The organism is Pantoea allii, assembly GCF_046529425.1.
Taxonomy (GTDB): domain Bacteria; phylum Pseudomonadota; class Gammaproteobacteria; order Enterobacterales; family Enterobacteriaceae; genus Pantoea; species Pantoea allii.
The window spans coordinates 150,220-173,381 of sequence record NZ_CP125958.1; the positions used below are offsets into that span (position 1 = coordinate 150,220).

Sequence of the window (23,162 nt, forward strand, 5' to 3'; positions counted from 1 at the left end):
AGATAACAAATTATTTCCGCTTTTAGCAACAGGCACTTATGCTGTTTACTGGTTTACTCATCGAGGATCCCTTTTATGTCTCGTGTATTGTGCTTTCCTGTACTGCTGACCTTGCTGTTGGCTGGCTGCCACTCGCCGCCTCCGCCGTCTGCACTGCAACTTGCGCCCTCTACCCGGCCTGTTCCCATTTGTGCTGGCGGTGAAGTGATGATGCAAACCACATTGTGGTTTGGTCTCAGCAAGCCAAAAGGGGGCAGCGTGAGTTCACAGGACTGGATGCGTTTTATCGATAAAGAAGTGACCCCGCGCTTTAAATCTGGATTGTCGGTTTATGATGCCCAGGGGCAATGGCTGACTGAAAACGGTCAACTGGCGCGTGAGAAAAGTAAAGCGTTGGTGCTCATTTATAATTTTGACAGCGATAGCAACAGCCGTGTTGAAGCACTGCGCGAGCAGTATAAAAAAGAGTTTGGCCAGGAATCGGTCATGCGCGTCGATTCGCCTTCCTGCGTGAGTTTCTGATGCCATTCACGGCGGCATTGGCCGCCGTGAATGAATCAGATAAACAGTCCGGCGAAGGCCGCCGAAAGCAGGCTTACCAGGGTTGAACCATAAACCAGTTTCCAGCCAAATCGGGAAACGACGTTCCCCTGCCGTTCGTTCAGCCCCTTAATCGCGCCTGCCACAATGCCAATTGACGCAAAGTTAGCAAAAGACACCAGGAACACCGACAGGATGCCTAATCCTCGTGGCGTCATGCCTGCCGCGACTTTCTTCAGCTCGATCATAGCGACGAATTCATTGGCGACCAGTTTGGTTGCCATAATGCTGCCAGCCTGGAGGGCGTCGGCGGCAGGAATACCAATTAGCCAGGCAAAGGGATAAAAAACATAGCCAAGGAGCTGCTGGAAACTGTATCCAAACACGGCGGCGAACAGGGCGTTGATGGCCGCGATTAAGGCAATAAAACCAATCAGCATCGCCAGGATGATCATGGCCACTTTAAAGCCTGCCAGGATGTACTCACCCAACATTTCGAAGAAACTCTGTTCTTCATGCAACTTGTCCAGTGCGACAGGCTGCTCATCACTTTCCTTGCCGGGATTAATAATCGACAGGATGATAAAGGTGCTGAACATATTGAGCAGTAACGCAGCCACAACATATCGAGCCTCAATCATCGACATGTAAGCACCGACAATGGACAGCGAAACGGTGGACATGGCGGTTGCGGCCATCGTGTAAAGGCGCTTAGGTGGGATATCGGCCAGTATACCTTTATAAGCAATAAAGTTTTCAGACTGGCCCAGTACCAGCGTACTGACTGCGTTAAAGGACTCCAGCTTTCCCATGCCGTTGATTTTAGACAGGACTGTTCCCACGAGCCGGATCAGCAATGGCAGAATGCGCCAGTGCTGCAAAATACCAATCAGTGCGGAAATAAAAACGATCGGGCAGAGTACGCCAAGAAAGATAAAGGCCAGGCCTTGTTGACTCATGCCGCCAAAAACAAACTCCGTGCCTTGCGCTGCAAAACCAAGCAGCGTTTCAAAAAAGCGGCCCACCGCACCCACGAGCGCCAGTCCACCGGCAGAATGAAGAAAGAACCAGCCCAGTGCGGCTTCAACGACAATAAGTTGAATAATATAGCGTGGGCGAATGTGTTTACGGTCATGACTGACCAGTAACGCAAGGGCGAAAATCACCACCAGCGCCAGCAGGAAATGAAAAATAGCGGCCATAGTTTTATCAGTTAGCAAATATGCGGCAAAAGGTAAGGCATTTAGCCATACTCCAACATGAATTTCATCATGAGCCTGACGGGCCAGGGCAAGAGACAGCAGGCCAGGAAGTCCGTATAATACGCAGCCAACCATTTGCAAGCCGGAGATAACCATGCGTCCAGCAGGCCGTAGCGCACATCAGGTGCGTCCCGTCACATTGACCCGCAATTACACCAAACACGCAGAGGGTTCCGTTCTGGTGGAGTTCGGTGAAACCAAAGTGCTCTGCACTGCAACGGTGGATGAAGGTGTTCCGCGTTTCCTCAAAGGGCAGGGCCAGGGCTGGGTCACCGCCGAATATGGCATGTTGCCGCGTTCAACGCACAGCCGTATGGCGCGTGAAGCCGCAAAAGGGAAACAAGGCGGGCGCACACTTGAGATTCAACGACTTATTGCCCGGTCATTGCGTGCCGCTGTCGATCTCAAGGTACTGGGTGAATACACCATCACGCTTGATTGCGACGTGATTCAGGCCGATGGCGGTACCCGGACAGCCTCGATTACCGGCGCATGTGTGGCACTGGCCGACGCGCTAAACAAGCTGGTGGCCAGCGGTAAGCTGAAAGCGAACCCGATGAAAGGGATGGTCGCGGCCGTATCCGTGGGCATCGTTAACGGTGAAGCCCTGTGCGACCTTGAATATGTCGAAGACTCCGCCGCTGAAACTGATATGAACGTGGTAATGATGGAAGATGGGCGCATGATCGAAGTGCAGGGCACTGCCGAAGGCGAACCTTTCAGTCATGAAGAGTTACTGGCACTGCTGGCGTTAGCGCGCGGCGGTATCGAAGAATTAATTCAGGCGCAAAAAGCAGCGCTGGAAAAGTAAAGTAACAGGCGACCACAGAGTCGCCTTTTTTATCTGAGGAGTAAGACATGAAAGCCTGGCAACGGCAGTTTATTGAATTCGCACTGAATAAGCAGGTGCTTAAATTTGGTGAGTTTACGTTAAAGTCGGGTCGTAAAAGTCCCTATTTCTTTAATGCTGGTCTGTTTAACAGTGGGCGGGATTTAGCGTTGCTGGGGCGTTTCTATGCGCAGGCATTAGTCGACAGCGGTGTGGATTTCGATTTGCTGTTTGGGCCGGCCTATAAAGGGATTCCTATCGCGACCACAACGGCTGTTGCCTTAGCCGATCATCATGACCGGGATGTGCCTTACTGCTTTAACCGGAAAGAGGCCAAAGATCACGGTGAGGGCGGTCTGCTGGTAGGAAGCCCGCTGCAGGGTAAAATTATGCTGGTCGATGACGTCATCACGGCAGGAACCGCGATTCGTGAATCCATGGATATCATTAATGCACATGATGCGAGTCTGGCTGGGGTGCTGATTTCACTGGATCGCCAGGAGCGTGGCCGTGGTGAACTTTCCGCCATTCAGGAAGTGGAACGTGACTACGGCTGCAAGGTGACCGCCATTATTACGCTCAACGACCTGATTGACTACCTGGCTGAAAAAACGCACATGGCTGACCACTTAGCCCAGGTGCGTGCGTATCAAAAAGCGTACGGCGTCTGATCGCCGGCGGGCCAGAGCCCGCCAGCGTATTACACCAGTTGTGCCGCGATCAGCGGCCAGCGGGTGTCGAACTCGGCAGTAGGACTAAAGCGGAACTCGGAACGAACGTAACGCGATAATAATCCTTCGCACAGCGCCAGTAACTGACTGGCTAATAATGCTTCATCAGTGTGAAAGCCTTCACCTTCTCGCATTTTTCGTTCACGCATCACCTGACGTAGCTGGACTTCAATCCGCTCAAACAGCTGATTAATACGCCCCTGAAGGCGGTCCTGTTCAAACATCAGCGCATGACCCGTTAAAATACGCGTCAACCCCGGATTACGCTCACCAAACCCCAGAATCAGCTGCACGATAAGACGCAGGCGCGCCATCGTTTCTTTTTCATCTTTAAGGATGAGATTGATGCGGGTAATCAGACTGTCTTCAATAAATTCGATCAGGCTGTCGAACATGCGTGTTTTGCTGGGAAAATGACGATAAAGCGCCGCTTCCGAAACACCGACGTTAGCCGCGAGTTTTGCGGTAGTAATACGTTGGCTGCCATCGCTGGATTCGAGCATCTGTGCCAGCGCCTGCAAAATCTCTTCGCGACGATTCCGCTTTACGACTTTTTTTTCTGCCATGCCCTTAAAAACCCCTGAATTTCACCATAAACAGGCAACACCTACGCATCAGCCACAAGAGAAAGACTTATGGCGATGAGAAATAAAATGATTGGCGTAAGTGAAAATCGGTAGTGCTGGTTACTGACGGCCTGAGTGACCGAAGCCACCTTCGCCGCGCAAGCTGGCGTCAAACGTTTCCACCAGATTGAATTCGGCCTGGACGACAGGTACAAAAACCAGCTGGGCCATGCGGTCGCCCGGCTGTAGCGTAAAGCTTTCCTGCCCGCGATTCCATACCGATACCATCAGTTGACCCTGATAATCGGCATCAATAAGGCCGACCAGGTTACCCAGTACGATGCCATGTTTATGACCCAGGCCTGAGCGCGGGAGAATAACAGCAGCAAGGCTCGGATCGGCAATGTGAATAGCCAGTCCGGTAGGGACCAGTGTTGTGGTGCCCGGTGCGATTTCCATCGCATCATCAATACAGGCACGCAGATCTAACCCAGCGGAACCCGGTGTCGCATAAGTCGGCAATGGGAAATCCTTGCCGACGCGCGCATCGAGAATTTTAACGTCTATTTTTTTCATCATAACGGCTGACAATCTCGTCTATTAAAAGTTGACCAAGGAGTGACTTATCGCTGAGCGGTAAGGTCTTTTCTCCTTCCTGCCAAAAAAGGTGAAGAGCATTGGTGTCGCTATTGAACCCTTGTCCTGCTTTTGACACGTCGTTAGCACAGATCAGGTCCAGCTTTTTACGCGCGCGTTTTTTCCGGGCGTATTCTTCCACATTCTGGGTTTCAGCCGCAAATCCAACCACAAACGGCCGGCCCTGCGGTAACGCGGCAACGCCCGCGACAATATCGGGATTTTTGATGAGTTGCAGGGTGACATTATCATCATTATCGTCATCCTGTTTCTTGATTTTCTCATCCGCAATGTTGGCTGCCCGGTAGTCTGCCACGGCAGCGCTTGCAATGAAAATATGTTGTTTGTTTATCTCGCCCATCACTGCCGCCTGCATGTCCAGTGCCGATGTCACATCAACCCGCTTAACTCCGGTGGGTGTAGGTAAGGTCACCGGGCCACAAACCAGCGTGACATTTGCACCACGGCTGGCGGCGGCTGTCGCAATGGCAAAGCCCATTTTTCCGGAACTGTGATTGCTGATATAACGCACAGGGTCGATGGCTTCACGGGTAGGACCGGCGGTAATCATAATGTTGAGATGTTGCAGATCGTTGACGGGGCTTGCCCACTGCACCGCGTAGTCCACGATAGCCAGCGGGTCGAGCATACGACCCGGCCCGACATCGCCGCATGCCTGGCTGCCGCTGTCAGGCCCCCAGATCAACACGCCACGCGACTGAAGCGTCGCGAGGTTTGCTTGCGTGACGGCTGCACGGTACATCTGCTGATTCATTGCGGGCACAATCGCGACAGGTGACGCGGTAGCCAGCACGGCGGTCGTCACTAAATCATTCGCCATACCGGCCGTCATTCGCGCAATTACATCTGCTGATGCCGGTGCCAGTAGAATCAGATCGGCCCATTTGGCCAACTCAATATGACCCATTGCTGCCTCGGCTGCTGGGTCGAGCAGATCGTCCATTACCGGATAGCCCGATACCGCCTGGAGGCTGAGCGGCGTAATAAACGCTTTTGCTGCATGGGTCATCATCACGCGCACATCGGCACCGCGATCGCGAAGACGGCGCACCAGCTCGGGTGTTTTATAGGCCGCAATACCACCACTTACGCCTAACAGCACTTTTTTACCGGCTAATCCCATCATGCAGCTAACCTCATTTTCAATTGCCGTTTCGGGACGGCGGAATGGTCGAATTTTATCACAAAACCTCTCAGGCACCTTTTCAATGACTGCGTTTGCGAGATGTGCCGAAGAATCACGTTTGCTCACTGGTGGCGTTTTCACTGACAGGGGATGATACAGGGGGCGACAGGGAGAGCAGCAATGAATCATTTTCTACCACGGGAAAAACTTAAGCTACTGGGCGCAGATGCATTAAGTGATGCAGAACTGTTAGCCATCTTTTTGCGCACCGGTTCAAGAGGCGTACCGGTGATGAAGCTGGCACAGCAGATGTTGCAAGAGTTGGGCTCGCTATACAACATCGTGAACGCCAGTGCCGAGGATTTTAAAGGCATTAAAGGGGCGGGCGAAATTAAGTTAATCCAGCTCCGGGCCGTTGCTGAGCTGGCTAAACGCTTTTTTGCCAGCCAACTGGCCCGTGAAAATACGCTCGATAGCCCCATTGCAACACGCCAGTATCTGCAAATGCTGTTGGCGGAACAGGAACGTGAGATTTTTATCGTGATGTTTTTAGATAATCAACATCGGGTGATAACCGCCCGGCAAATGTTCTCTGGCTCCATTAATAGTGTGGAGGTTCATCCACGAGAGATTGTGCGCGAGGCGCTTAAAATTAACGCTGCAGCGTTGATCATCGCGCATAACCATCCGTCGGGAAAAGCCGAGCCCAGTAAGGCTGACCGCGACATTACGGTGAAAATCTGCGAAGCTTGTCGCCTGGTAAACATTCGCGTGCTCGATCATCTGGTGATTGGACATGGTGAATCTGTCTCATTTACCGAACGGGGATGGCTCTGAGCCTGAAAATCTGGTCCAGATGACGGCTTTTTACACGATCATTCGGGATCTTTATCTGTTCGGGACTTGAGCACTTGGGCCGAGCGGCGTATACTACGCCACCTTTGAGAATCTCGGGTTTGGCGGTTAGGCCAGCTTAGCGGGTTCCATGGAACTCGCCTGGCGGGCTGTAAGCCTGACGAGGCGGCCAAAACCTAATTTTTAAAGCTCGAGCTGATTTGATTTTTGGAGAATAGACATGTCACGAGTCTGCCAGGTAACTGGAAAGCGTCCGGTGACCGGTAACAACCGTTCCCACGCAATGAACGCGACGAAACGCCGTTTCCTTCCGAACCTGCACTCACACCGTTTTTGGGTTGAGAGCGAGAAGCGCTTCGTTACTCTGCGTGTATCTGTAAAAGGTATGCGTATTATTGATAAAAAGGGCATTGATACGGTGTTAGCCGACATGCGTGCCCGTGGTGAGAAGTACTAATAGTACTAAGGAACTGAATCATGGCTAAAGGTATTCGTGAGAAGATCAAGCTGGTTTCCTCTGCTGGTACAGGTCACTTCTATACCACCACGAAGAACAAACGTACTAAACCAGAGAAACTTGAACTGAAAAAGTTCGATCCGGTTGTACGTCAGCATGTGATCTACAAAGAAGCCAAAATTAAGTAATTTTGGTTTTCTGCAAAAAACCCGGCTCAGGCCGGGTTTTTTGTTTGTGTAATGCGCAGGGGAGAGGTTATGCCTGAGTTGCCAGAGGTAGAAACCAGCCGACGCGGCATTGAGCCACATCTGGTTGGTCAAACAATTCTTCACGCGGTTGTGCGTAACGCGCGATTGCGTTGGCCGGTCTCACAAGAAATTTTGGCGCTAAGCGATCAGCCTGTGCTGAGTGTTCAACGTCGCGCCAAATACCTTTTGCTGGAGTTGCCGCACGGCTGGATCATTATCCATCTGGGTATGTCTGGCAGTTTGCGCGTGCTTTCAGAAGAGTTGCCTGCCGCCAAACACGATCATGTCGACCTGGTGATGAGCAACGGTAAAGTGCTGCGCTATACCGATCCCCGGCGTTTTGGGGCCTGGCTGTGGAGCAGTGACCTGGCCGGCAGTAGCGTACTGGCACACCTCGGCCCAGAGCCGCTGAGTGAACTGTTCAATGGCGACTATCTGTTCGAAAAATCCCGTGGTAAGCGAACGGTGATTAAGCAGTGGCTGATGGACAATAAAGTTGTGGTTGGCGTGGGTAACATTTATGCCAGTGAGTCGCTGTTTACCGCCGGGATCGTTCCTGATCGCCCCGCAATGAGTCTGTCCCATGAAGACGCCGCGCTTTTGGCTAATACCATCAAAGCGGTGTTGCTACGCTCAATCGAGCAGGGTGGGACGACATTACGCGACTTTTTGCAAAGTGATGGTAAGCCCGGCTATTTTGCACAAGAGCTACAGGTTTATGGTCGTGCGGGTGAGCCGTGCCGGGCATGTGGCACGCCCATTGTCAGCGGTAAGCATGGGCAACGCAGTACTTACTGGTGCCCAAACTGTCAGCGCTAAGGTAGCTTAGCCAGTAACGCCTGGTGAACAGGCGCGGGGAGGAAGGCCGAAACATCGCCGCCATGCCGCGCCACTTCTTTTACCAGCGTAGAAGAGATAAAAGAAAAGTCTTCTGACGGCATCAAAAACACGCTTTCCAGCGTCGGCAACAAATGCCGGTTCATACGCGCCAGCTGCATCTCATACTCGAAATCCGATATCGCACGTAATCCGCGTACTAAGACATTTGCCTGCTGCGCGCGGGCAAAATTGGCCATCAGATCGCTAAAACCCACCACCTCAACATTCGATAAATGGGCGGTTGCCTGACGCGCCAACGCAACCCTTTCATCCAGCGTAAACAAGGGTTTTTTGCCTGGGCTGGCCGCAATCGCCACGACAAGCCAGTCAAACATCTGTGCAGCACGCGTCACAATATCAATATGGCCTAATGTGATGGGATCGAAGGTGCCTGGATAGATAGCTTTAGTGGTCATGTGCGCCCTTTCGCCGAAGCATTATTCAGCGCCCATAGCGCCGCATATTTGTTGAACGTGTACTGGGCATTAACGACCGCCAGCAGCCAACCCTGTTTGCCATCAAGGAACCCGGCACGCAGCAGTAGCGTTTTAATGAAGGCACCCAGCGTATGCGTGAAGACAGAAAACAGACTGCACGCTTTTCCGCGCAGGAATCTTTCCTGTGCCCAGGCTTCCGCGTAGGCCAGCTGTTTGCGTTGAAATGCCATCAGGTCGCGGCAGGTCAGGTGCTGCAAATCCCCGTCAAGGACCTTGACTGGCGCGCCTTCGGTGTTCAGCGACTCATGCACCAGATTGTCGTTATAGCGTAACGTATGCGGATACAGTCGCATTACCCGGTCAGGGTACCAGCCGCTATGGCGCATGAAACGCCCTAAAAAAAGATTACTTCGGCTGAGGCTGTAAACGGTGCGGCCCGGCGGCGCGTCCAGTACCTGCTCAATCGCCCGACGTAACGCTGGCGTTACACGCTCGTCGGCATCGATCATCAAAATCATGTCGCAACGGGCAAAACTCTGCGCCCGCTGACGCTGCTTGCCATAGCCCTGCCATTCCGTCGCCTGATAAACCTGAGCACCTGCTTCACGGGCCAGCGCTATGGTGTTATCCGTACTGCCGGAATCCAGCACGATGATTTCATCGGCCCAATGTACGGATGCAAGACAGTCAGGCAGCAGCTCTGCTTCATTTTTGGCAATCATCACCACTGACAGGCGTTGGCGCGTTGAAGTCATCAATGAGCTCGTGGCGGTAAATGGGGTTCAAGTAACTGTAGCAGACGCTGTATGGCTCCCTGATTTTGGTGGAGCACTTCTACGGCATGGCGTCCGTAGTAGCGACGATAATCATCGTCCTGCAGCAGATTCGTCACTTCTTTTTCCAGTGACGCAGCATCGGTGACGGTGATCAGTCCCTGTGCCTGCTGCAACTTGCTGCAAATATCTTTGAAGTTCCAGGTGTGCGGGCCCATCAGCACCGGAATAGCATGGGCTGCAGGTTCAAGCGGATTATGACCGCCGCGCTCAACCAGACTGCCGCCCACAAATGCCAGATCGGCAATGCCATACAGCAGCATCAGTTCCCCCATCGAGTCGCCAATGACGACCTGCGTTGAACTGGATGGGATTTCACCGCTGCTGCGCAAGGTAAAACTGAACTGGCGTTTTTGCGTCAGCTCGCGGGCATCGTTGAAACGCTCCGGATGACGTGGCACCAGAATAAGCAGCAGATCCGGAAAGGTTTGTAATAAACGGCGGTGCGTATCCAGCAGAATCGCCTCTTCGCCTTCATGAGTGCTGGTGGCAATCCAAACCGGGCGGCGGGGCGCCCATTGACGCCGCAGCGTTATCGCTCTTGCGGCCAGCTCTGGCGTAACAGAAATATCAAACTTCAGGCTACCGGTAATCGACAGGTGAGAACGTTTCAGGCCGAGCTGAAGAAAACGCTCCCCGTCCTCGGCGTTCTGAGCGGCAATCAGCGTGATGCTCTGTAACAGGTTACGCATAAACTTGCCCAGCTTGCGATAGCCTTTTGCAGAACGTTCCGACAGCCGGGCATTGGCGATCACCAGCGGAATATGGCGCTCATGCAGAATGCGGATGATGTTTGGCCACAACTCCGTTTCCATAATGATCACCAGGCGCGGATTAACCGTATCAAGAAAGCGATTGATGGAGCCTGGCAGGTCGTAGGGCAAATAGACGTGATGCACATCTTTGCCAAATGCAGACTGCGCGCGTTCAGAGCCGGTTGGCGTCATGGTTGTTACGGTAATAGGCAGCGTAGGATAACGATGACGTAGTGCGCGCACCAGAGGCACCGCCGCCAGGGTTTCACCCACGGAGACGGAATGCAAAACTATGCCTTCAGGTTTTACTTTTCCGGCGCAATAGCCATAACGCTCTGCCCAGCGTTTACGGTAGGCAGGGGCTTTACGACCACGCAGCCACAGGCGCAGCCAAATCAGTGGCTGAATAAAATAGAGCAATGCGGTGTAAATGGTCGTCATAGTTACCGTTATGACACGTTGGCGTCAAAAAAACAGATTAAAGTCAGATTACTGCATCTTATCAGAAACAGCATAATCACTCATCCCACATCATGAGTGGCTATTCAGCACCTGCTGATAAAGCGTATTCAGTGAATTCGCCAGGTTCTGTGGACTGTAGGGTTCGATCCTGCGCCGCGCCGCTTCTCCCATCCTCATATCGACGGTCAGCATAGAAAGGGCGTTAATAGCCTGGTTAAGGCCTGTGATGTCTAGCGCATCGCGCACAAAGCCTTCCTGGCCTTCGCGAATAAATTCCGCGCCGCCACAGCCCGTACTGGTAATCACGGGCAAACCACATGCCATCGCTTCCAGCACAACATTGGGAAAAGGATCGTAGAGCGTTGGCAGTAGCAAACCATCAGCAGCATGGTAAAAGGGCTGCACATCCTGCTGTACGCCGACAAAACGTAACCGTTCAAGACAGTTGAGCTGGTTGGCTAACTGCTGATAACGTTTCACCTGTTTATCCTGACCGACCACAATCAGATAGCGATTACTTTTGGCCAGCGCTTCAATGGCGGCTTTCAGGCCTTTACGTTCAAATCCAGAACCCACATAAATCAGTACGGTTGCGTTAGTGGGCAGGTTCAGCTGTGTACGCACAGCATGACGAGAGGCCTCAGTGGCCGGCTGAAAGCGCGTTGAATCGATAGCGTTGTAAATGACATGTATTTTCTCTGCCTGCAGCGTAAAGCAGCGCAGGATGTCTTTTTTCACCATCTCAGAATTACATATCACCGCTTTCAGCGAGGGGGAATGAAACATATCCGTTTCCGCCTGCAGGACGTAGCGATGATAAGGACTTATTGCGGCACTCAAGCGCTGCAGCGGAGAAACAATGCGTGCCCGTTGCTCAAGCCAGACACGATGTACACCGTCACCAGCCCGAAATATGTCACAGCCCGCTATACGCTCATGGCTCTGGACAATATCAAACTTCTCCCGTTCCCAGCAGGCCCGTGCAGCATGGGCAAAACCCCGTTCACGCGAAACCCGTCCCAGTTTAGCAGGATTGCAGATATGCAGATGCCAGTCCGGATTGGGTTTTCCTTGCCAGCTTCGGGTGATGATATTGAGATCTAACTGTTCGCTACCCAGGGCTTCCAGTGCGCGTGAAATAAAACGCTCGGCCCCGCCATCGGGGCGGTATTTTTGCCGGACAATCGCCAGACGTAACTTACTCATTTAAATAGCTCCTTGCGGCGGTCACCACGTCCTCAACCGGAATAACGGATAAATAACGTTGCTCGGTGCGCGTATCAATGGAGTCTGGCGGAGGAAGGGGAGCATAATCGCCAGCCCAGATGACCCGATTGTTGTCACCCCATGGACGCCAGTGTTGCAGCTTAGTGGGACCAAACAGCGCAATGCACGGTGTGTCCAGCGCGGCGGCCATATGCATGGGGGCCGAGTCCACGCCAATAAAAAGCCTGGCGCGAGCGATAAGCGCGGCCAACTGAGGCAGCGTCAGCTGGCCTGCCAGGGAGATAACATGCGGAGAATGGCACTGCGCAAGAATCCGCTCAACCATCGCCAGCTCGCTATCATCCGGTCCTGCTGTCAGGATGACTTTTCGGTCGGCTTGAGCCAGTTGGTCGATAGTGGCTGCAACCTTATCTTCTTCCCAACATTTAAACTGCCAGCGCGACGTAGGTTGCAGTACAATAAAAGGGCTATTTATCTGTTGCTGGAGCAGCATATCCTGCACTTTCCGATCGTCGTTCGGGCTGAAATGCATAGAGGCTTTGGCGCCCTCGGTTGAAATCTGCAGCGGTGACAGGGCTGACAGGTTCTGCTCCACCGTGTGCAACCGATCGTGATTTTCTGTGGTGACCAAATGATTGTGGCACCAGCTCCAGAAGGCGTTATCGCGTTTCTTAAACGCAAAGCCAATGCGCACCGGCGCGCCAGACAGCCGGGTAATAATCGCACTGCGCCACTGATCGGCAAGGTTAATCACCACATCGTAATGACGGGATCGCACTGCTGAGAGCAGGGCCATTTCATGGCGCAACTTCTGCCAGCCGCCTTCCTTTTTCCAGTTGCGATCGATGATATGCAGGTGATGTATGGAAGGATGCGCTTCCAGCATGGGGCGTGTTTCTTTATAAAGCAGGACATCAAGGGTGGCCTGCGGATAATGCTGATGCAAAGCATTGATGACAGGCGTAGTCAGCAGCATGTCGCCGTGATGACGCAGTTTGATTAACAGAATTTTTTTCGGTGCAAACTGGGCTGGAATCGGGCTTGTCATACTCAAATGCTCTCAGAATTCAGTGAGCTGATTGTAGGGCAAACCCTGAAGGGGTTAAAGCAAGTGACGTCGCTTATTTCCTGCGCCAGTAATAAATACGGCTCAGCCAGAGTAGCAGCTGATACCACTGTTTTACACCACGCGCATTACGCAGCATACGTTTGTGTGTCTGGGTAGCGAAGAGATCCGCAATCATCGCCTGACGGGCTGATTCCTCAGGTTCGCGTCGGATACTGTGGCATACGCTGAGTGCTTCGTAAGTGATCTGATAGTGGAATGCCGGGTAGATTTTGACTTTATGGCGATAGCGCGCATTGATCGCTTCCAGCATTTGGGCAATTTTCAGGTAGTGACGTTGATATTCAACATTGCGCAGGCCGGTACGCTTACGGTTACTGATTGAAGCATCGTGCAGATAGTAGCGATACAGCTGTTTATCGGTATAGCGTACGCGCTCTACATTCAGCATGAACTCTGTGGTCCACGGAATATCCTGATGGTGCAGGCCGGGTTCAAAATTTAGCTTCAGTTTTTCAATCAGTTCGCGTCGGTAAATACCGAGCCAGACAACATGTTTATAGCGATGAGTCTTCAGCGCCTTGTTGAGCCATTCTGGTCCGCTCAACACGGCTGTGCTGGTGAGCCTGTCCGGGGGAATAAGTGGCTGAACGTTCCCATCCGCCTGGAAAAACCACTCGGCGTTACATTGTGCTGCATCCAGATTGTCTGACTCTGCCATATCTACCAGCGTCTGGTACATCTCAGGCTTCATGGTGTCGTCAGCGTCCGGAAAGGTCACGTACTTGCCGCGAGCGACCGCCAGCCCTGCATTGCGCGCACGTGAGACGCCACCGTTGGGCTGGTGGATGACCTGAATGTGGGGGTAGCACTGTGCATAGCCGTCTGCCTTCTCACCTGAGCCGTCTGTGGAGCCATCATCAACGAGGATGATTTCCAAGGATGTCAGCGTCTGAGCCAGCAAAGACTGGATAAATGTCTCAAACATGGCACCAGCGTTAAACATTGGTGTGATTATTGATAATAAAGGCAAATTCTGTGACACGGCATCATAAATTCAAATGAAAATTGAGCGGATGTTTGCGGACATTATTACGAAAGCATTCAGAACTTTTTTTGCAATATGGGTCAAATACTCTGTGTAGCAGAAATTTATTTTTTCGCCACTCTTAACGCCAGGTATGCTATAGCCCGGCCGTGCTTTCCTAAACTGAGTATTATATGAAAAATATCCTCGTCATCAGGCGCGACAATATTGGTGATATGGTTTGTACCACACCGTTGCTCGAAGGCATCAAAACGGCCTTTCCCGAAGCTAAACTGACGCTATTGGTAAATAAAGTGGCGCAGGATGTGATACTGCATAACCCCCATGTTGACGCGCTTCATGTCTATAAGAAAGCCAAGCACCGTGGCAAGAACGAGACCGCAATTGGCGTTTACTGGCACCGTTTAAAAATTTTTTGGGCTTTACGTAAAACGAAGTTTGATGCGGCGGTACTGGCGAACCCGGTCCCCTGTAAATACAGCTTACGTCTGGCGCGTATGGCGGGAGCCACCCATATTATTGGCGCGGGTGAAGCCAGTAACGGGCTGACAAGAATCTTTTACAGAGACGATTTTTCTGGCAACCACCAGGTCGAACACACTTACTCGTATCTCTCAGCGCTGACCGATCATTTGCCTGCAGTTCCGCCGGTGAGAGTTTATTTAACTCATAAAGAGCGAGACCAGGCGAAAAAACGTATCAATTCCATGTTTTCCGTATCCGGCCAAACTTACGGTATACATATCAGCAGCCGTAGCCCGAAGCGACGTTGGGACCTGGAAAGCTATGCGGCTTTTATCCATTATCTGTTAGAGGATGAGCAAGCGCGTGTGCTGATCTTTTGGTCTCCGCAGGGTGCACTGGGGCCGGATGACAGGGGGGATGATGCCCGTGCAGAGAGCCTCCTTGAGTTAATCAATTCCTCTCGTGTCGCCGCCTACTCGACAACGTCGGTGCGTGATTTAATGGCGGGCTTTAGTTGCTGTGACCAAATTCTGTGTAGCGATGGTGGCCAAATGCATATCGCTGCAGGTTTACATAAAAAGCAGGTGGTGTTTTTTGGCGATACTAATGCCCCCGGATGGCACCCATGGTCAGGTGAATATAAAATCCTGCAGACGCCTTCCGGGGAATGTAATGACGTGACGCTGGAAAGCGTTATTGATGCGTGGCAACAGCTCAAAGGCAGTCCAGAAGCCGTTGTCGCGTAGCAATCTTATCATTTACTGAACGTCTGAGACTAAAGGCGTCTTTCGTTGCGCAAACAACGGTCAAACCTGCCGTTCCCTTAATCTGTTCGGTGATTTAAGGAACGGCTGGTTAACAGGATGTGTGCTCAACGGCAGAAATGTGGGCGTTCAGATCAGGTGTCAGCCAGATGCAAATATTGCTGGCAAATAACCGACAGGCTATAGATGTTCAAATTAAGTTGATGCAAATCAGGGGGATTATCGTGGATTTCACGCATTTTTTCCGCTAAAGAGGCTGCATTCATCTCAGACAGTCCGCGTCCCAGGTCACCGGTTAAAATACTTGCTGGTCCGCCAGGACAACGCGTACTCACTACCGGTGTTCCACAACTCATCGCTTCAATCAAAACGTTGCCAAACCCTTCACTGTCTGAGCTCAGAATCAACATCCTGGCATGACGAATCCAGGGATAGGGATTACGCTGGAAACCTTCAAAGCGCACGCGATCTGAAATGCCCAGTTGTTCAGTCAGTCGATGTAACTTCTCTTTCGTTGCAGGGCTGCCTTGCCCCAGTAAGACCAGAGGAGCCTGGATGCCACTTTGTGCGTAAGCTTCCAACAGGCGATCATGCCGTTTTGTTTCATGAAAACGACCAACATGTACCAGAAAATCTGTGCCTGCGAGCGGACAAGGTTCCTGAGAAAGCTGGCGGATTTCATCAAAATCAAAAGGGTTAAAAATCACGTTGGTTCGCGAGGGTTTCACGCCGACACAACGGATCAAATCATCCAGTACATATTGAGAAACCGCGACCACCTGACGATTACGGTAGACGTGACGGATTTTCTGGCGCTTAAGCCAAAACGCAAAACCTGATTTGCGCGCCAGATAAGAGGCCGAAAAAACGCCATGGATGCAGTACCAGGTTTTTAACGGATCGAGCGCACGCGAGGAAGATACAATGCGGTCAGTTTTATGCAGATGGGACAGTACCAAATCAAATTTGCCATACCGGGTCTCACTGGCACGGACGGCCTTATCCAGGAGTGTGGCACGACGCGATGTTTCAGTGAGCTTACGCCATGGGCTACGGCTAGCGTCGTTAATTATCTGGTAATCGAGTTCTGCAGGTAGGGGATAATCGCAGACGTTACGCAAAGAAAAAAGTGCTACCTGGTGCCCGTCATTTATCAGGCCCTGTGCCAGCGTCAGCACGACCTTTTCAGCACCGCCGCCTGGCAGCCCGTCAATTATCATCAAAATACGCTTGGACAAATTTTCACCTCAAAGACTCGCCTGCGCTGTGCGTGGTCTTAATTATGTGACTCACAGGCATTAAACAAGTCGTAACAGAGTAAAATAGTGAGTGCAGTTTCAAATAATTTTTCAAATATAAAAAACATTACAACGCTCTGTTATTCAATGACTTATAAACGAAACGCCCCTTGGATTAAGGTAATGATTTTAGGTTATCGACGCATAGATGACTACGAATAAAAACCAAACTCACCGCAATTATATTTTTGCGCGGATTGCGCACCCTGCGTAACATGGTAAAGAGAATCTCTACTGATTGTTGGATAAGTCATGGATAAACCAGCATTTTTAATTACCCTTGATACAGAAGGTGACAACCTCTGGCGCAATCGCAGCGGCAATGTCACCACGCATAATGTTCGCTTTTTACCGCGTTTTCAGTCGTTGTGCGAAAAATATGCGTTCAAACCCACCTGGCTCACTAACTATGAGATGGTCAGCGATCCTGCCTATGTGGAGTTTGGCCGCGACCTCCTTGCTCGTAATCAGGGTGAAATAGGCATGCATTTACATGCCTGGTACAGCCCTCCTGATTTCGCACTCACGGAGGATGACTGGCGTTACCAGCCTTATCTGATTGAGTACCCAGAGGCGGTCCTGCGCGATAAAGTCGCCTACATGACTGATCTGCTTGAAACGGCATTTGATACCAAAATGCGCAGTCATCGTGCTGGTCGCTGGGCCTTTAATGAAGTTTATGCGCGCGCATTGATCGATAATGGTTATCTGGTTGACTGCTCCGTTACGCCGCGTGTCGACTGGCATGGCTCACCTGGTGCACCCCAGGGTAAAGGTGGTACAGATTACAGCCGGTTTCCGGACTGTGCCTATTACGTCGATATCAACGATATTTCAAAACCTGGCCACTCAACCTTACTGGAATTGCCGATGAGCATTCAGTATCGACATGGCCCATTGAAAAATCAGTTTAAAAAAGCCTGGGACACTGTTCGGGGTAAATCGAGAGGGGCTCGGGTCAACTGGTTACGACCCATAGGCGGAAATCTGGCGCAAATGAAGCAGGTAGTTGAACAAACACTGTCGCAGGGAAACGATTATGTTGAATTTATGCTGCACTCTTCTGAGTTTATGCCTGATGGCAGTCCAACGTTTAAAAATGACGCAGATATTGACCGTCTTTATGATGATTTAGAGCAGCTGTTTAGCTGGCTTCAGGTGCGCACTCAGGGCATGACATTGACCGAATATGCCCTGAAGAAAAAAACGGCACTCGGTGCCGTCACCGATTCACACCAGTAGCCGGTTTACGGGTTTTAAATCGCAACCACGAAAAAAGCGTGTCGACTTCGGGATAGCGCATTTGCCAAAACTTTTTCGTTTTGCAATGGCCCTTACAAAGGCGTGCTGCTGACTTAAGCGCCAGTTTTGTTTGTTTATCGTAATGGTAATAGCCAAAAACCGCTTTCGACATGCTTTTTACTTCATTAAAACAGTTCACTATCATGCCTGCCGCCAACCGACGCCGTTCACTGTTTGTCTGCGCGATGGCACACATTTTATTCATGGCGAACAGCATGTCCTGAATATCGCTCTCACGAACATTACGTGTAATACCTTGCTGATTATCGCGGTAATAGTAGAGCGTATTCTCAAGATGAGCGATCTTCTGCGTCTTCAGATACTGAAAAGGCGTAAAGATAACGTCTTCATAGCGCCTTCCCACCTCAAACGCGTCTCCTTCCAGTAAGCTATTTCTGTATACCCGGTTCCACAGATGCCACATCGATCGGATAAAAAGAGGATGAAGACAATCCAGTCCCCGCCCTGAAAAATCATAAGCAACACGCTGAGGCGATTCGTTTTCTGATGCTTCAGGCACCGTATGTTCAAATCGGGCATAATTAAAATCAATCAGATCGTCCTGATCGGATAATAATAATGGCTTGATAATCGACAGATAGTTTTTACTGAGGAGATCGTCAGCGTCCAGGAAGGTAATGAATTTTCCTCTGGCTTTGAGCAGTCCGGCATTTCGGGCTGCGGCAACGCCCTGGTTAGCCTGTTGGATAAATTCGACTGAAGCTGAGGGATAACCGCTCAGAAAATCTTTTACGCGCTGTGCAGAAAGATCTGTCGAACCATCGTCGATAATGATGACCTGAATATCGTCATCGATCTGCGTAAATAGTGAATTCAGGCAGGGGATAATATAACGTTCACTATTGTACAAAGGGATAATTACGCTTAGCAGCCAGTCGCGGGTTTGCATTATGCTGCGTCCTGTAATGTAACGGAGGTATTGACCAACAAGCCGCTAATAATCACAGCCAGACAATAGGCTAGTGTGCCCTCAGTACTAAAAAAGATCACGTCGCTCAAGCCATATGTTATTAATGATACAGTCACGGCCAGGAGTGCAGGATTATGGCAAGGTGTGAATGCATTACGCACTAAGCAGAGATATAAACCGACCATCGCCAACAGCCCCACAATACCTTTAATTGAGAAATTTTCCATCAGTTCATTGTGCATGTGAACGGTAAGATAGGTTAACGCCCCATAAAGCGAAGGCTCTTTTGCCACGATTGCCTTTGCCTCTTCCGCGCGTTGCTCAGCGGACTCTCCCCATGGGGCCTCTGAGCCGGTACGAAATGCAATGATTTGCATGCTTAAGCGAGAAGCTATTGAATTCTCACCAGTTTTCTCATGCATGTGAGCAATGTCCTGATTGAACTGCTGTATACGTGTCGCAATGAGGTTATGAAATAGCGCGGCGCTCAGCAAAATCATCACCGGCACCAAAGAGAACAGCGTCATTTTATGTCGACGACTAATGACATGTGTACTCATCAGTACAATCATTAAGGTCAACACAGGATAAGCCAGCATCGCTGCACGCGTTCCGGTCAGCACAATGGAAGCATAGGTAAAGGCGAAAGCGGCTAAAAAAAGCAGCACTCTATGTCGGTTCTTTAAGAGTAAAACGGCTTTAATAAAAATTAGATTAACCGAGCTAATAATATAGGCGGCAACCGTCGCCCGATCAAAATTAAGCTCTACACGGTCTATATGTAAGAAAACACCCTGGTAAATGGCATAGCCATTTACCGCAAGTCCGCAAATAATGGCGGTCAACACGGTGTGTTTTTGCAGTGCGATTTTAATATTGAGCATTGTCAGTAAGATAAACGCTGCGGCGATCTGCAATCTTCCGGTTGACTGATACTGTCGGTAAAGGCTGATGAAATCGCCAGGCTGTTTATATATGGCTGTCCAGATAATACTGATGATACCGACAACCAAAAGAGCACCGGGAAGAATCAAATTTTTTTTATTGGTGGTGTAAAATCTGAAATGGAAAATGACGACCAGAAAGGCCAGATAGCTCGATAGATAAAAAACATTCTTGCCAAAATCTCCCCCAAATGGCGATGTAATAAAGGCTATCGCACATCCGATAAAAATCAGCTGGTTAAGAACGTTGGCAGGTGCATCTTTTTTTAAGATTAAATGATTAAGTTTCATTTTTTACTGATTACGTCCATCAAAGCATCATTGAATTCTGTCTTAAACAGCGCATAGTCGAAATGCTCTGCTGTCCAGGCTTTGGCGGTTTCACTAAATCGTTGGTAGGTTTCATGTCCGGATAAGATTTCAACCGCGTTGGCGCAATCAATATGAGAAACCAGTTTGGCCTCTTCCATAACATCGTGGACAGGATCGTAGATCTGATAAGGGAAATCAACGCGTATGCCAGTTAATTTCTCATGTTCATCAATCGTCACTGAGGGCATTAAACCTATTCCACACTGTTGATGGCTGACGACTTCTGGTTGGCCATCGATCATTGGAAAAATGACTGGTACACCAAAATAAAGCGCTTCCATACAAGAAAGACCAAATGGCTCAGTGACGGGCGTACTGAGATAGAGGTCAATACGGTTGAAAAAGGTGCTTATGTCATGCTGAAAACCGCTAAAGGTGACAAACTCACTAATATTTAAACGCTCTGCGAGCCCCACAAAGGCGTCGTGGTCAGGTCCTTTACCCGCGATTTCCAGCACAACATTGTGCCCACGTTGATGTAATTCTTTTAACGTCAGTAGCGCTACGCTAATACCTTTAAGGCTAACCTGGCGTGATGCGGTTCCCAGTCTGATCGGATTTTTCAGCGTTCTGGTTGCGGGGTTAATTCCCTGTGGCACCATGATTCGGTTAATAACGACATGATGTGGGCAAGGCAAATTAAAACGATGCTGCATCACGCGGTTTGAAGCATAAGAGGCTGAAATAACGCCATCCAGCATCGCCATAAAGTTAAGCGTTTTTTTATTCTTGGGATAGCGCCATGAGCAGCCGTGGTCGTAATAGACCAGAGCAGCACGCCTGGGTTTGGCTGCCAGTCCCGGAATCAAATCCCAAACTACAATCACATCGGCATCGCTGGCTTCTATCCGTTTTTGTAGTACATATTTCCGAAGAAATTGTGGGACTTTTAATTTCAGGCCATTAATCCAACGATTGGCAAAGGTGATTTTTTGTTGAGGAATATGGCGACGAATGTCGTCGTCTATCTCATTGCTGATGCAAATCACATCGTCATGCCCGTCAGAAAAGTCATTGATGTACTGCAAGAACAGACGCTCAACGCCACCCATTTTGCCAAGATTAATTATGTGGAGTTTCTTCATGCAAGAATCTCAAAGACCATATCTGCGACGTCCTTCGCGCTGATGTCTGCTAATTTGCTGCCCTCAACAGGGCGCAAAATATGCTGATTTTGCCCGTAACCGCCAATCAAACCCGGGTCGGTCGGACCATATAAAGTGATATTAGGCCTGTCCAGCGCGGCTGTCAGATGACTCAGGCCCGTGTCCACTGACACCACGGCATCCGCACCTGCCAACTGCTGTGCCACAGCTTCAAGAGAAAGCCTAGGCAAGACTTCTACGTGCTCAAAACCTTCAGCCAGACGTAGCGCACGCTGGTGCTCATGTTCGGCACCCCACGGCAACTTCACGCGTAAACCTGTTGGCTGGATGCGTTCAATTAAGTCTCGCCAATGGGCTTCAGGCCAGTGTTTATTATCACGTGTCGTAGCATGAAGAAATACCAGATAAGGGTTTTCACGCGATGCTAAGTGTTTCTGGAAATGTTCGGCAATCGCATAATCGCCCTGAGTGTGCGGTTTATCGTAACCCAGACTTTTTGCAAACAGCTCACGCGTTCTTTCAACCGCATGTTGCTTCTTGCTGACATCATGTTTTTTGTCATACCACCAACTGGCAAAAGGTTCACGTGCGCTGCGATTGTCCAGGCCGTGCTTAACGCCTTTAGCCAGTCGGGTGACGAGCGCGGCACTTTTAATCAGGCCCTGAGCATCGATCACCACATCATATTCACGAGACTGCAGCTCACGTTTAAACTGAACGCGTTCTTCACGCTGTTGGCTGCCAAACCAATGTTTACGCCAGCGACGGATGGCGACGGGCAGAACTTTTTCCACTGCCGGATGCCAGGACGGGATTTGCGCAAAGTTTTCTTCTACCACCCAATCAAAGCGTATGCCGGGTAAGGCATACATGGCATCGGTCAGTGCCGGAAGCGTATGCAGCACGTCGCCCATAGAAGAGGTTTTAACAATCAGGACGTGCATGTCCCCTCCTGGGCTTCACGCAATAGCGTGCTCAGTGTTTCATGGACCTGTGCGGGCTGAATATCGATAAGACTTTGATGGTAGCCTTGCTCGGCATCCCCTTTACGTACGCGGTGATAGCCGCTAATCAAACGGATAATCCGCGCCCGATCGGAGAGTGGTGGCGTGAAGTCAGGGCTGCTGGGGCCATATAAGGCGACCAGCGGTCGATTTAACGCTGCGGCGATGTGCATCAGGCCCGAATCATTACTGACGACTGCGCGGCACAGTGCCAGAAGAATAACGGCCTGCTCAAGCTGAGTTTCGCCAGCCAGATTACGGCAGTGTGCCCGGCTATCTTCAGGCAGAGAAGAGATGATATCTTCACCGGTCGGATGATCTTTCGCCGAACCGAATAGCAAGACCTGAAAACCTTCGCTGATTAACTGCTGCGCAAGGGCAGCATAATGAAAATGTGGCCAGCGCTTCGCCGGGCCAAACTCTGCACCGGGGCAAAAACCAATCGTCGGGCGCTCAGCAGCGAGCTGAAACTGCGCGGCAGTTTCTGTTTTTTCCTGTTCGCTAACCTGCAGTTGAGGCGTTAGCAAGGGCTGGGGCAGTTGCCGGGCTGAACGGACTGGCGCGTCATAAGCTAAAGCCACATACCGCTCGACCATCAGCGGAAACGCCTCTTTATCCAGCACCCGAAGATCGTTTAACAGGCCATAACGCATTTCTCCGCGCCAGCCGATACGGCGTTTAATCCCGGCAAAAAAGGGCACCAGCGCGGATTTGAAAGAGTTGGGGAGAACATAGGCGCGATCGTAACCGCTGGCTCGCAGCGATTTGCCCAGTCGGCGGCGTTCGCCAATCCCCAATGCGCCATGACCCAGCGGCATCGCCAGCGCCTGATTAACTTCAGGCATCCGTGAAAGAAGAGGACGGCACCAGGCCGGTGCCATCACATCGATCACCGCATCAGGATGTTCGGCCTTGAGCGTGCGATAGAGACTTTGCGACATCATCATATCGCCGACCCACGATGGGCCGATCACCAGAATTTTCATCGCGGGTATCCG

The 23,162-nt window shown here is 50.8% G+C and carries 25 protein-coding genes; 9 read left to right on the forward strand and 16 right to left on the reverse strand.

All coding sequences use genetic code 11. The features are described 5' to 3' along the window. Positions 1 to 75: 75 nt before the first annotated feature. The gene (locus QNH99_RS00670; protein WP_172896814.1) at positions 76 to 522 is read left to right on the forward strand and encodes a DUF3574 domain-containing protein; all 447 of its coding nucleotides are present in this window, start codon (positions 76 to 78) and stop codon (positions 520 to 522) included. A 35-nt stretch (positions 523 to 557) separates the two neighbouring features. Here QNH99_RS00670 and QNH99_RS00675 read toward each other — a convergent pair whose 3' ends face one another. After that, a complete protein-coding gene (locus tag QNH99_RS00675; protein ID WP_063881061.1) occupies positions 558 to 1,742 on the reverse strand; it encodes a NupC/NupG family nucleoside CNT transporter in 1,185 nt (394 codons plus the stop codon). Positions 1,743 to 1,896: 154 nt separating this feature from the next. On the opposite strand from QNH99_RS00675, the gene rph reads away from it, so the two are divergent. Then, the gene (rph, locus tag QNH99_RS00680; protein ID WP_013027743.1) at positions 1,897 to 2,613 is read left to right on the forward strand and encodes a ribonuclease PH; all 717 of its coding nucleotides are present in this window, start codon (positions 1,897 to 1,899) and stop codon (positions 2,611 to 2,613) included. A 47-nt stretch (positions 2,614 to 2,660) separates the two neighbouring features. Further along, positions 2,661 to 3,302: an orotate phosphoribosyltransferase gene (gene pyrE / locus QNH99_RS00685; protein WP_063877722.1), complete on the forward strand. Its 642-nt coding sequence runs from the start codon at positions 2,661 to 2,663 to the stop codon at positions 3,300 to 3,302. Between the two features lie 29 nt (positions 3,303 to 3,331). On the opposite strand, the gene slmA is transcribed toward pyrE, so the two are convergent. The 3 genes from slmA to coaBC form a co-directional block, all read right to left on the reverse strand. Beyond that, entirely contained in the window at positions 3,332 to 3,928 is a 597-nt protein-coding gene (gene slmA, locus QNH99_RS00690; RefSeq protein ID WP_063877721.1) for a nucleoid occlusion factor SlmA, read from the reverse strand. Between the two features lie 120 nt (positions 3,929 to 4,048). Then, positions 4,049 to 4,507 (reverse strand): dUTP diphosphatase, encoded by a 459-nt coding sequence (gene dut, locus QNH99_RS00695; RefSeq protein WP_063877720.1) that lies wholly within the window; start codon positions 4,505 to 4,507, stop codon positions 4,049 to 4,051. Next, a complete protein-coding gene (gene coaBC, locus QNH99_RS00700; protein WP_063877719.1) occupies positions 4,485 to 5,711 on the reverse strand; it encodes a bifunctional phosphopantothenoylcysteine decarboxylase/phosphopantothenate--cysteine ligase CoaBC in 1,227 nt (408 codons plus the stop codon). The genes dut and coaBC overlap by 23 nt, the downstream gene beginning before the upstream one ends. Positions 5,712 to 5,891: 180 nt before the next feature. On the opposite strand from coaBC, the gene radC reads away from it, so the two are divergent. From radC to mutM, 4 genes are all read left to right on the forward strand, one after another. Further along, complete coding sequence (radC, locus tag QNH99_RS00705) at positions 5,892 to 6,548, forward strand: RadC family protein (RefSeq protein ID WP_063877718.1); 657 nt, start codon at positions 5,892 to 5,894, stop codon at positions 6,546 to 6,548. A 238-nt stretch (positions 6,549 to 6,786) separates the two neighbouring features. After that, positions 6,787 to 7,023: a 50S ribosomal protein L28 gene (rpmB, locus tag QNH99_RS00710; RefSeq protein ID WP_006121249.1), complete on the forward strand. Its 237-nt coding sequence runs from the start codon at positions 6,787 to 6,789 to the stop codon at positions 7,021 to 7,023. Between the two features lie 20 nt (positions 7,024 to 7,043). Beyond that, positions 7,044 to 7,211, forward strand: coding sequence for a 50S ribosomal protein L33 (gene rpmG / locus QNH99_RS00715; RefSeq protein ID WP_001051798.1), 168 nt, complete (start codon positions 7,044 to 7,046; stop codon positions 7,209 to 7,211). 69 nt (positions 7,212 to 7,280) lie between these two features. Continuing rightward, on the forward strand, positions 7,281 to 8,090 hold the full coding sequence (mutM, locus tag QNH99_RS00720) for a bifunctional DNA-formamidopyrimidine glycosylase/DNA-(apurinic or apyrimidinic site) lyase (RefSeq protein ID WP_096011118.1): 810 nt from the start codon (positions 7,281 to 7,283) through the stop codon (positions 8,088 to 8,090). Here mutM and coaD read toward each other — a convergent pair. The 6 genes from coaD to QNH99_RS00750 form a co-directional block, all read right to left on the reverse strand. Continuing rightward, a complete protein-coding gene (gene coaD, locus QNH99_RS00725) occupies positions 8,087 to 8,566 on the reverse strand; it encodes a pantetheine-phosphate adenylyltransferase (RefSeq protein WP_063877716.1) in 480 nt (159 codons plus the stop codon). The two genes, mutM and coaD, sit on opposite strands and share 4 nt — an antisense overlap. Continuing rightward, the gene (locus QNH99_RS00730; protein WP_109718207.1) at positions 8,563 to 9,342 is read right to left on the reverse strand and encodes a glycosyltransferase family 2 protein; all 780 of its coding nucleotides are present in this window, start codon (positions 9,340 to 9,342) and stop codon (positions 8,563 to 8,565) included. Before QNH99_RS00730 ends, coaD begins: the two co-directional genes overlap by 4 nt. Beyond that, positions 9,342 to 10,616 (reverse strand): lipid IV(A) 3-deoxy-D-manno-octulosonic acid transferase, encoded by a 1,275-nt coding sequence (gene waaA / locus QNH99_RS00735; RefSeq protein WP_063877714.1) that lies wholly within the window; start codon positions 10,614 to 10,616, stop codon positions 9,342 to 9,344. The genes QNH99_RS00730 and waaA overlap by 1 nt, the downstream gene beginning before the upstream one ends. 90 nt (positions 10,617 to 10,706) lie before the next feature. Beyond that, positions 10,707 to 11,843 carry a glycosyltransferase family 4 protein gene (locus QNH99_RS00740; protein ID WP_145395137.1) on the reverse strand — a complete coding sequence of 379 codons (1,137 nt, stop codon included), beginning with the start codon at positions 11,841 to 11,843 and terminating at the stop codon, positions 10,707 to 10,709. Next, on the reverse strand, positions 11,836 to 12,912 hold the full coding sequence (rfaQ, locus tag QNH99_RS00745) for a putative lipopolysaccharide heptosyltransferase III (RefSeq protein ID WP_109718205.1): 1,077 nt from the start codon (positions 12,910 to 12,912) through the stop codon (positions 11,836 to 11,838). Before rfaQ ends, QNH99_RS00740 begins: the two co-directional genes overlap by 8 nt. Positions 12,913 to 12,985: 73 nt before the next feature. Next, positions 12,986 to 13,975, reverse strand: coding sequence for a glycosyltransferase (locus QNH99_RS00750; RefSeq protein WP_096011114.1), 990 nt, complete (start codon positions 13,973 to 13,975; stop codon positions 12,986 to 12,988). A gap of 176 nt (positions 13,976 to 14,151) precedes the next feature. Between QNH99_RS00750 and QNH99_RS00755 the strand changes: the two genes are divergently transcribed. Beyond that, on the forward strand, positions 14,152 to 15,189 hold the full coding sequence (locus QNH99_RS00755; protein ID WP_410517197.1) for a glycosyltransferase family 9 protein: 1,038 nt from the start codon (positions 14,152 to 14,154) through the stop codon (positions 15,187 to 15,189). A 152-nt stretch (positions 15,190 to 15,341) separates the two neighbouring features. Here QNH99_RS00755 and QNH99_RS00760 read toward each other — a convergent pair whose 3' ends face one another. Next, positions 15,342 to 16,427, reverse strand: coding sequence for a glycosyltransferase (locus tag QNH99_RS00760; RefSeq protein WP_241568483.1), 1,086 nt, complete (start codon positions 16,425 to 16,427; stop codon positions 15,342 to 15,344). A 330-nt stretch (positions 16,428 to 16,757) separates the two neighbouring features. Between QNH99_RS00760 and QNH99_RS00765 the strand changes: the two genes are divergently transcribed. Beyond that, complete coding sequence (locus QNH99_RS00765; RefSeq protein ID WP_410517198.1) at positions 16,758 to 17,747, forward strand: deacetylase; 990 nt, start codon at positions 16,758 to 16,760, stop codon at positions 17,745 to 17,747. On the opposite strand, the gene QNH99_RS00770 is transcribed toward QNH99_RS00765, so the two are convergent. The 5 genes from QNH99_RS00770 to rfaF are packed head-to-tail and all read right to left on the reverse strand — an operon-like array spanning position 17,728 to position 23,150. Continuing rightward, positions 17,728 to 18,717, reverse strand: coding sequence for a glycosyltransferase (locus QNH99_RS00770; RefSeq protein ID WP_096011111.1), 990 nt, complete (start codon positions 18,715 to 18,717; stop codon positions 17,728 to 17,730). The genes QNH99_RS00765 and QNH99_RS00770 overlap by 20 nt on opposite strands. Beyond that, a complete protein-coding gene (locus QNH99_RS00775; RefSeq protein ID WP_410517199.1) occupies positions 18,717 to 19,973 on the reverse strand; it encodes an O-antigen ligase family protein in 1,257 nt (418 codons plus the stop codon). Before QNH99_RS00775 ends, QNH99_RS00770 begins: the two co-directional genes overlap by 1 nt. Next, the gene (locus QNH99_RS00780) at positions 19,970 to 21,139 is read right to left on the reverse strand and encodes a glycosyltransferase family 4 protein (protein WP_109718201.1); all 1,170 of its coding nucleotides are present in this window, start codon (positions 21,137 to 21,139) and stop codon (positions 19,970 to 19,972) included. Before QNH99_RS00780 ends, QNH99_RS00775 begins: the two co-directional genes overlap by 4 nt. Then, positions 21,136 to 22,104 (reverse strand): lipopolysaccharide heptosyltransferase RfaC, encoded by a 969-nt coding sequence (gene rfaC / locus QNH99_RS00785; RefSeq protein ID WP_096011108.1) that lies wholly within the window; start codon positions 22,102 to 22,104, stop codon positions 21,136 to 21,138. Before rfaC ends, QNH99_RS00780 begins: the two co-directional genes overlap by 4 nt. Then, positions 22,092 to 23,150: an ADP-heptose--LPS heptosyltransferase RfaF gene (gene rfaF / locus QNH99_RS00790; protein WP_063877704.1), complete on the reverse strand. Its 1,059-nt coding sequence runs from the start codon at positions 23,148 to 23,150 to the stop codon at positions 22,092 to 22,094. Before rfaF ends, rfaC begins: the two co-directional genes overlap by 13 nt. Positions 23,151 to 23,162 lie beyond the last annotated feature (12 nt).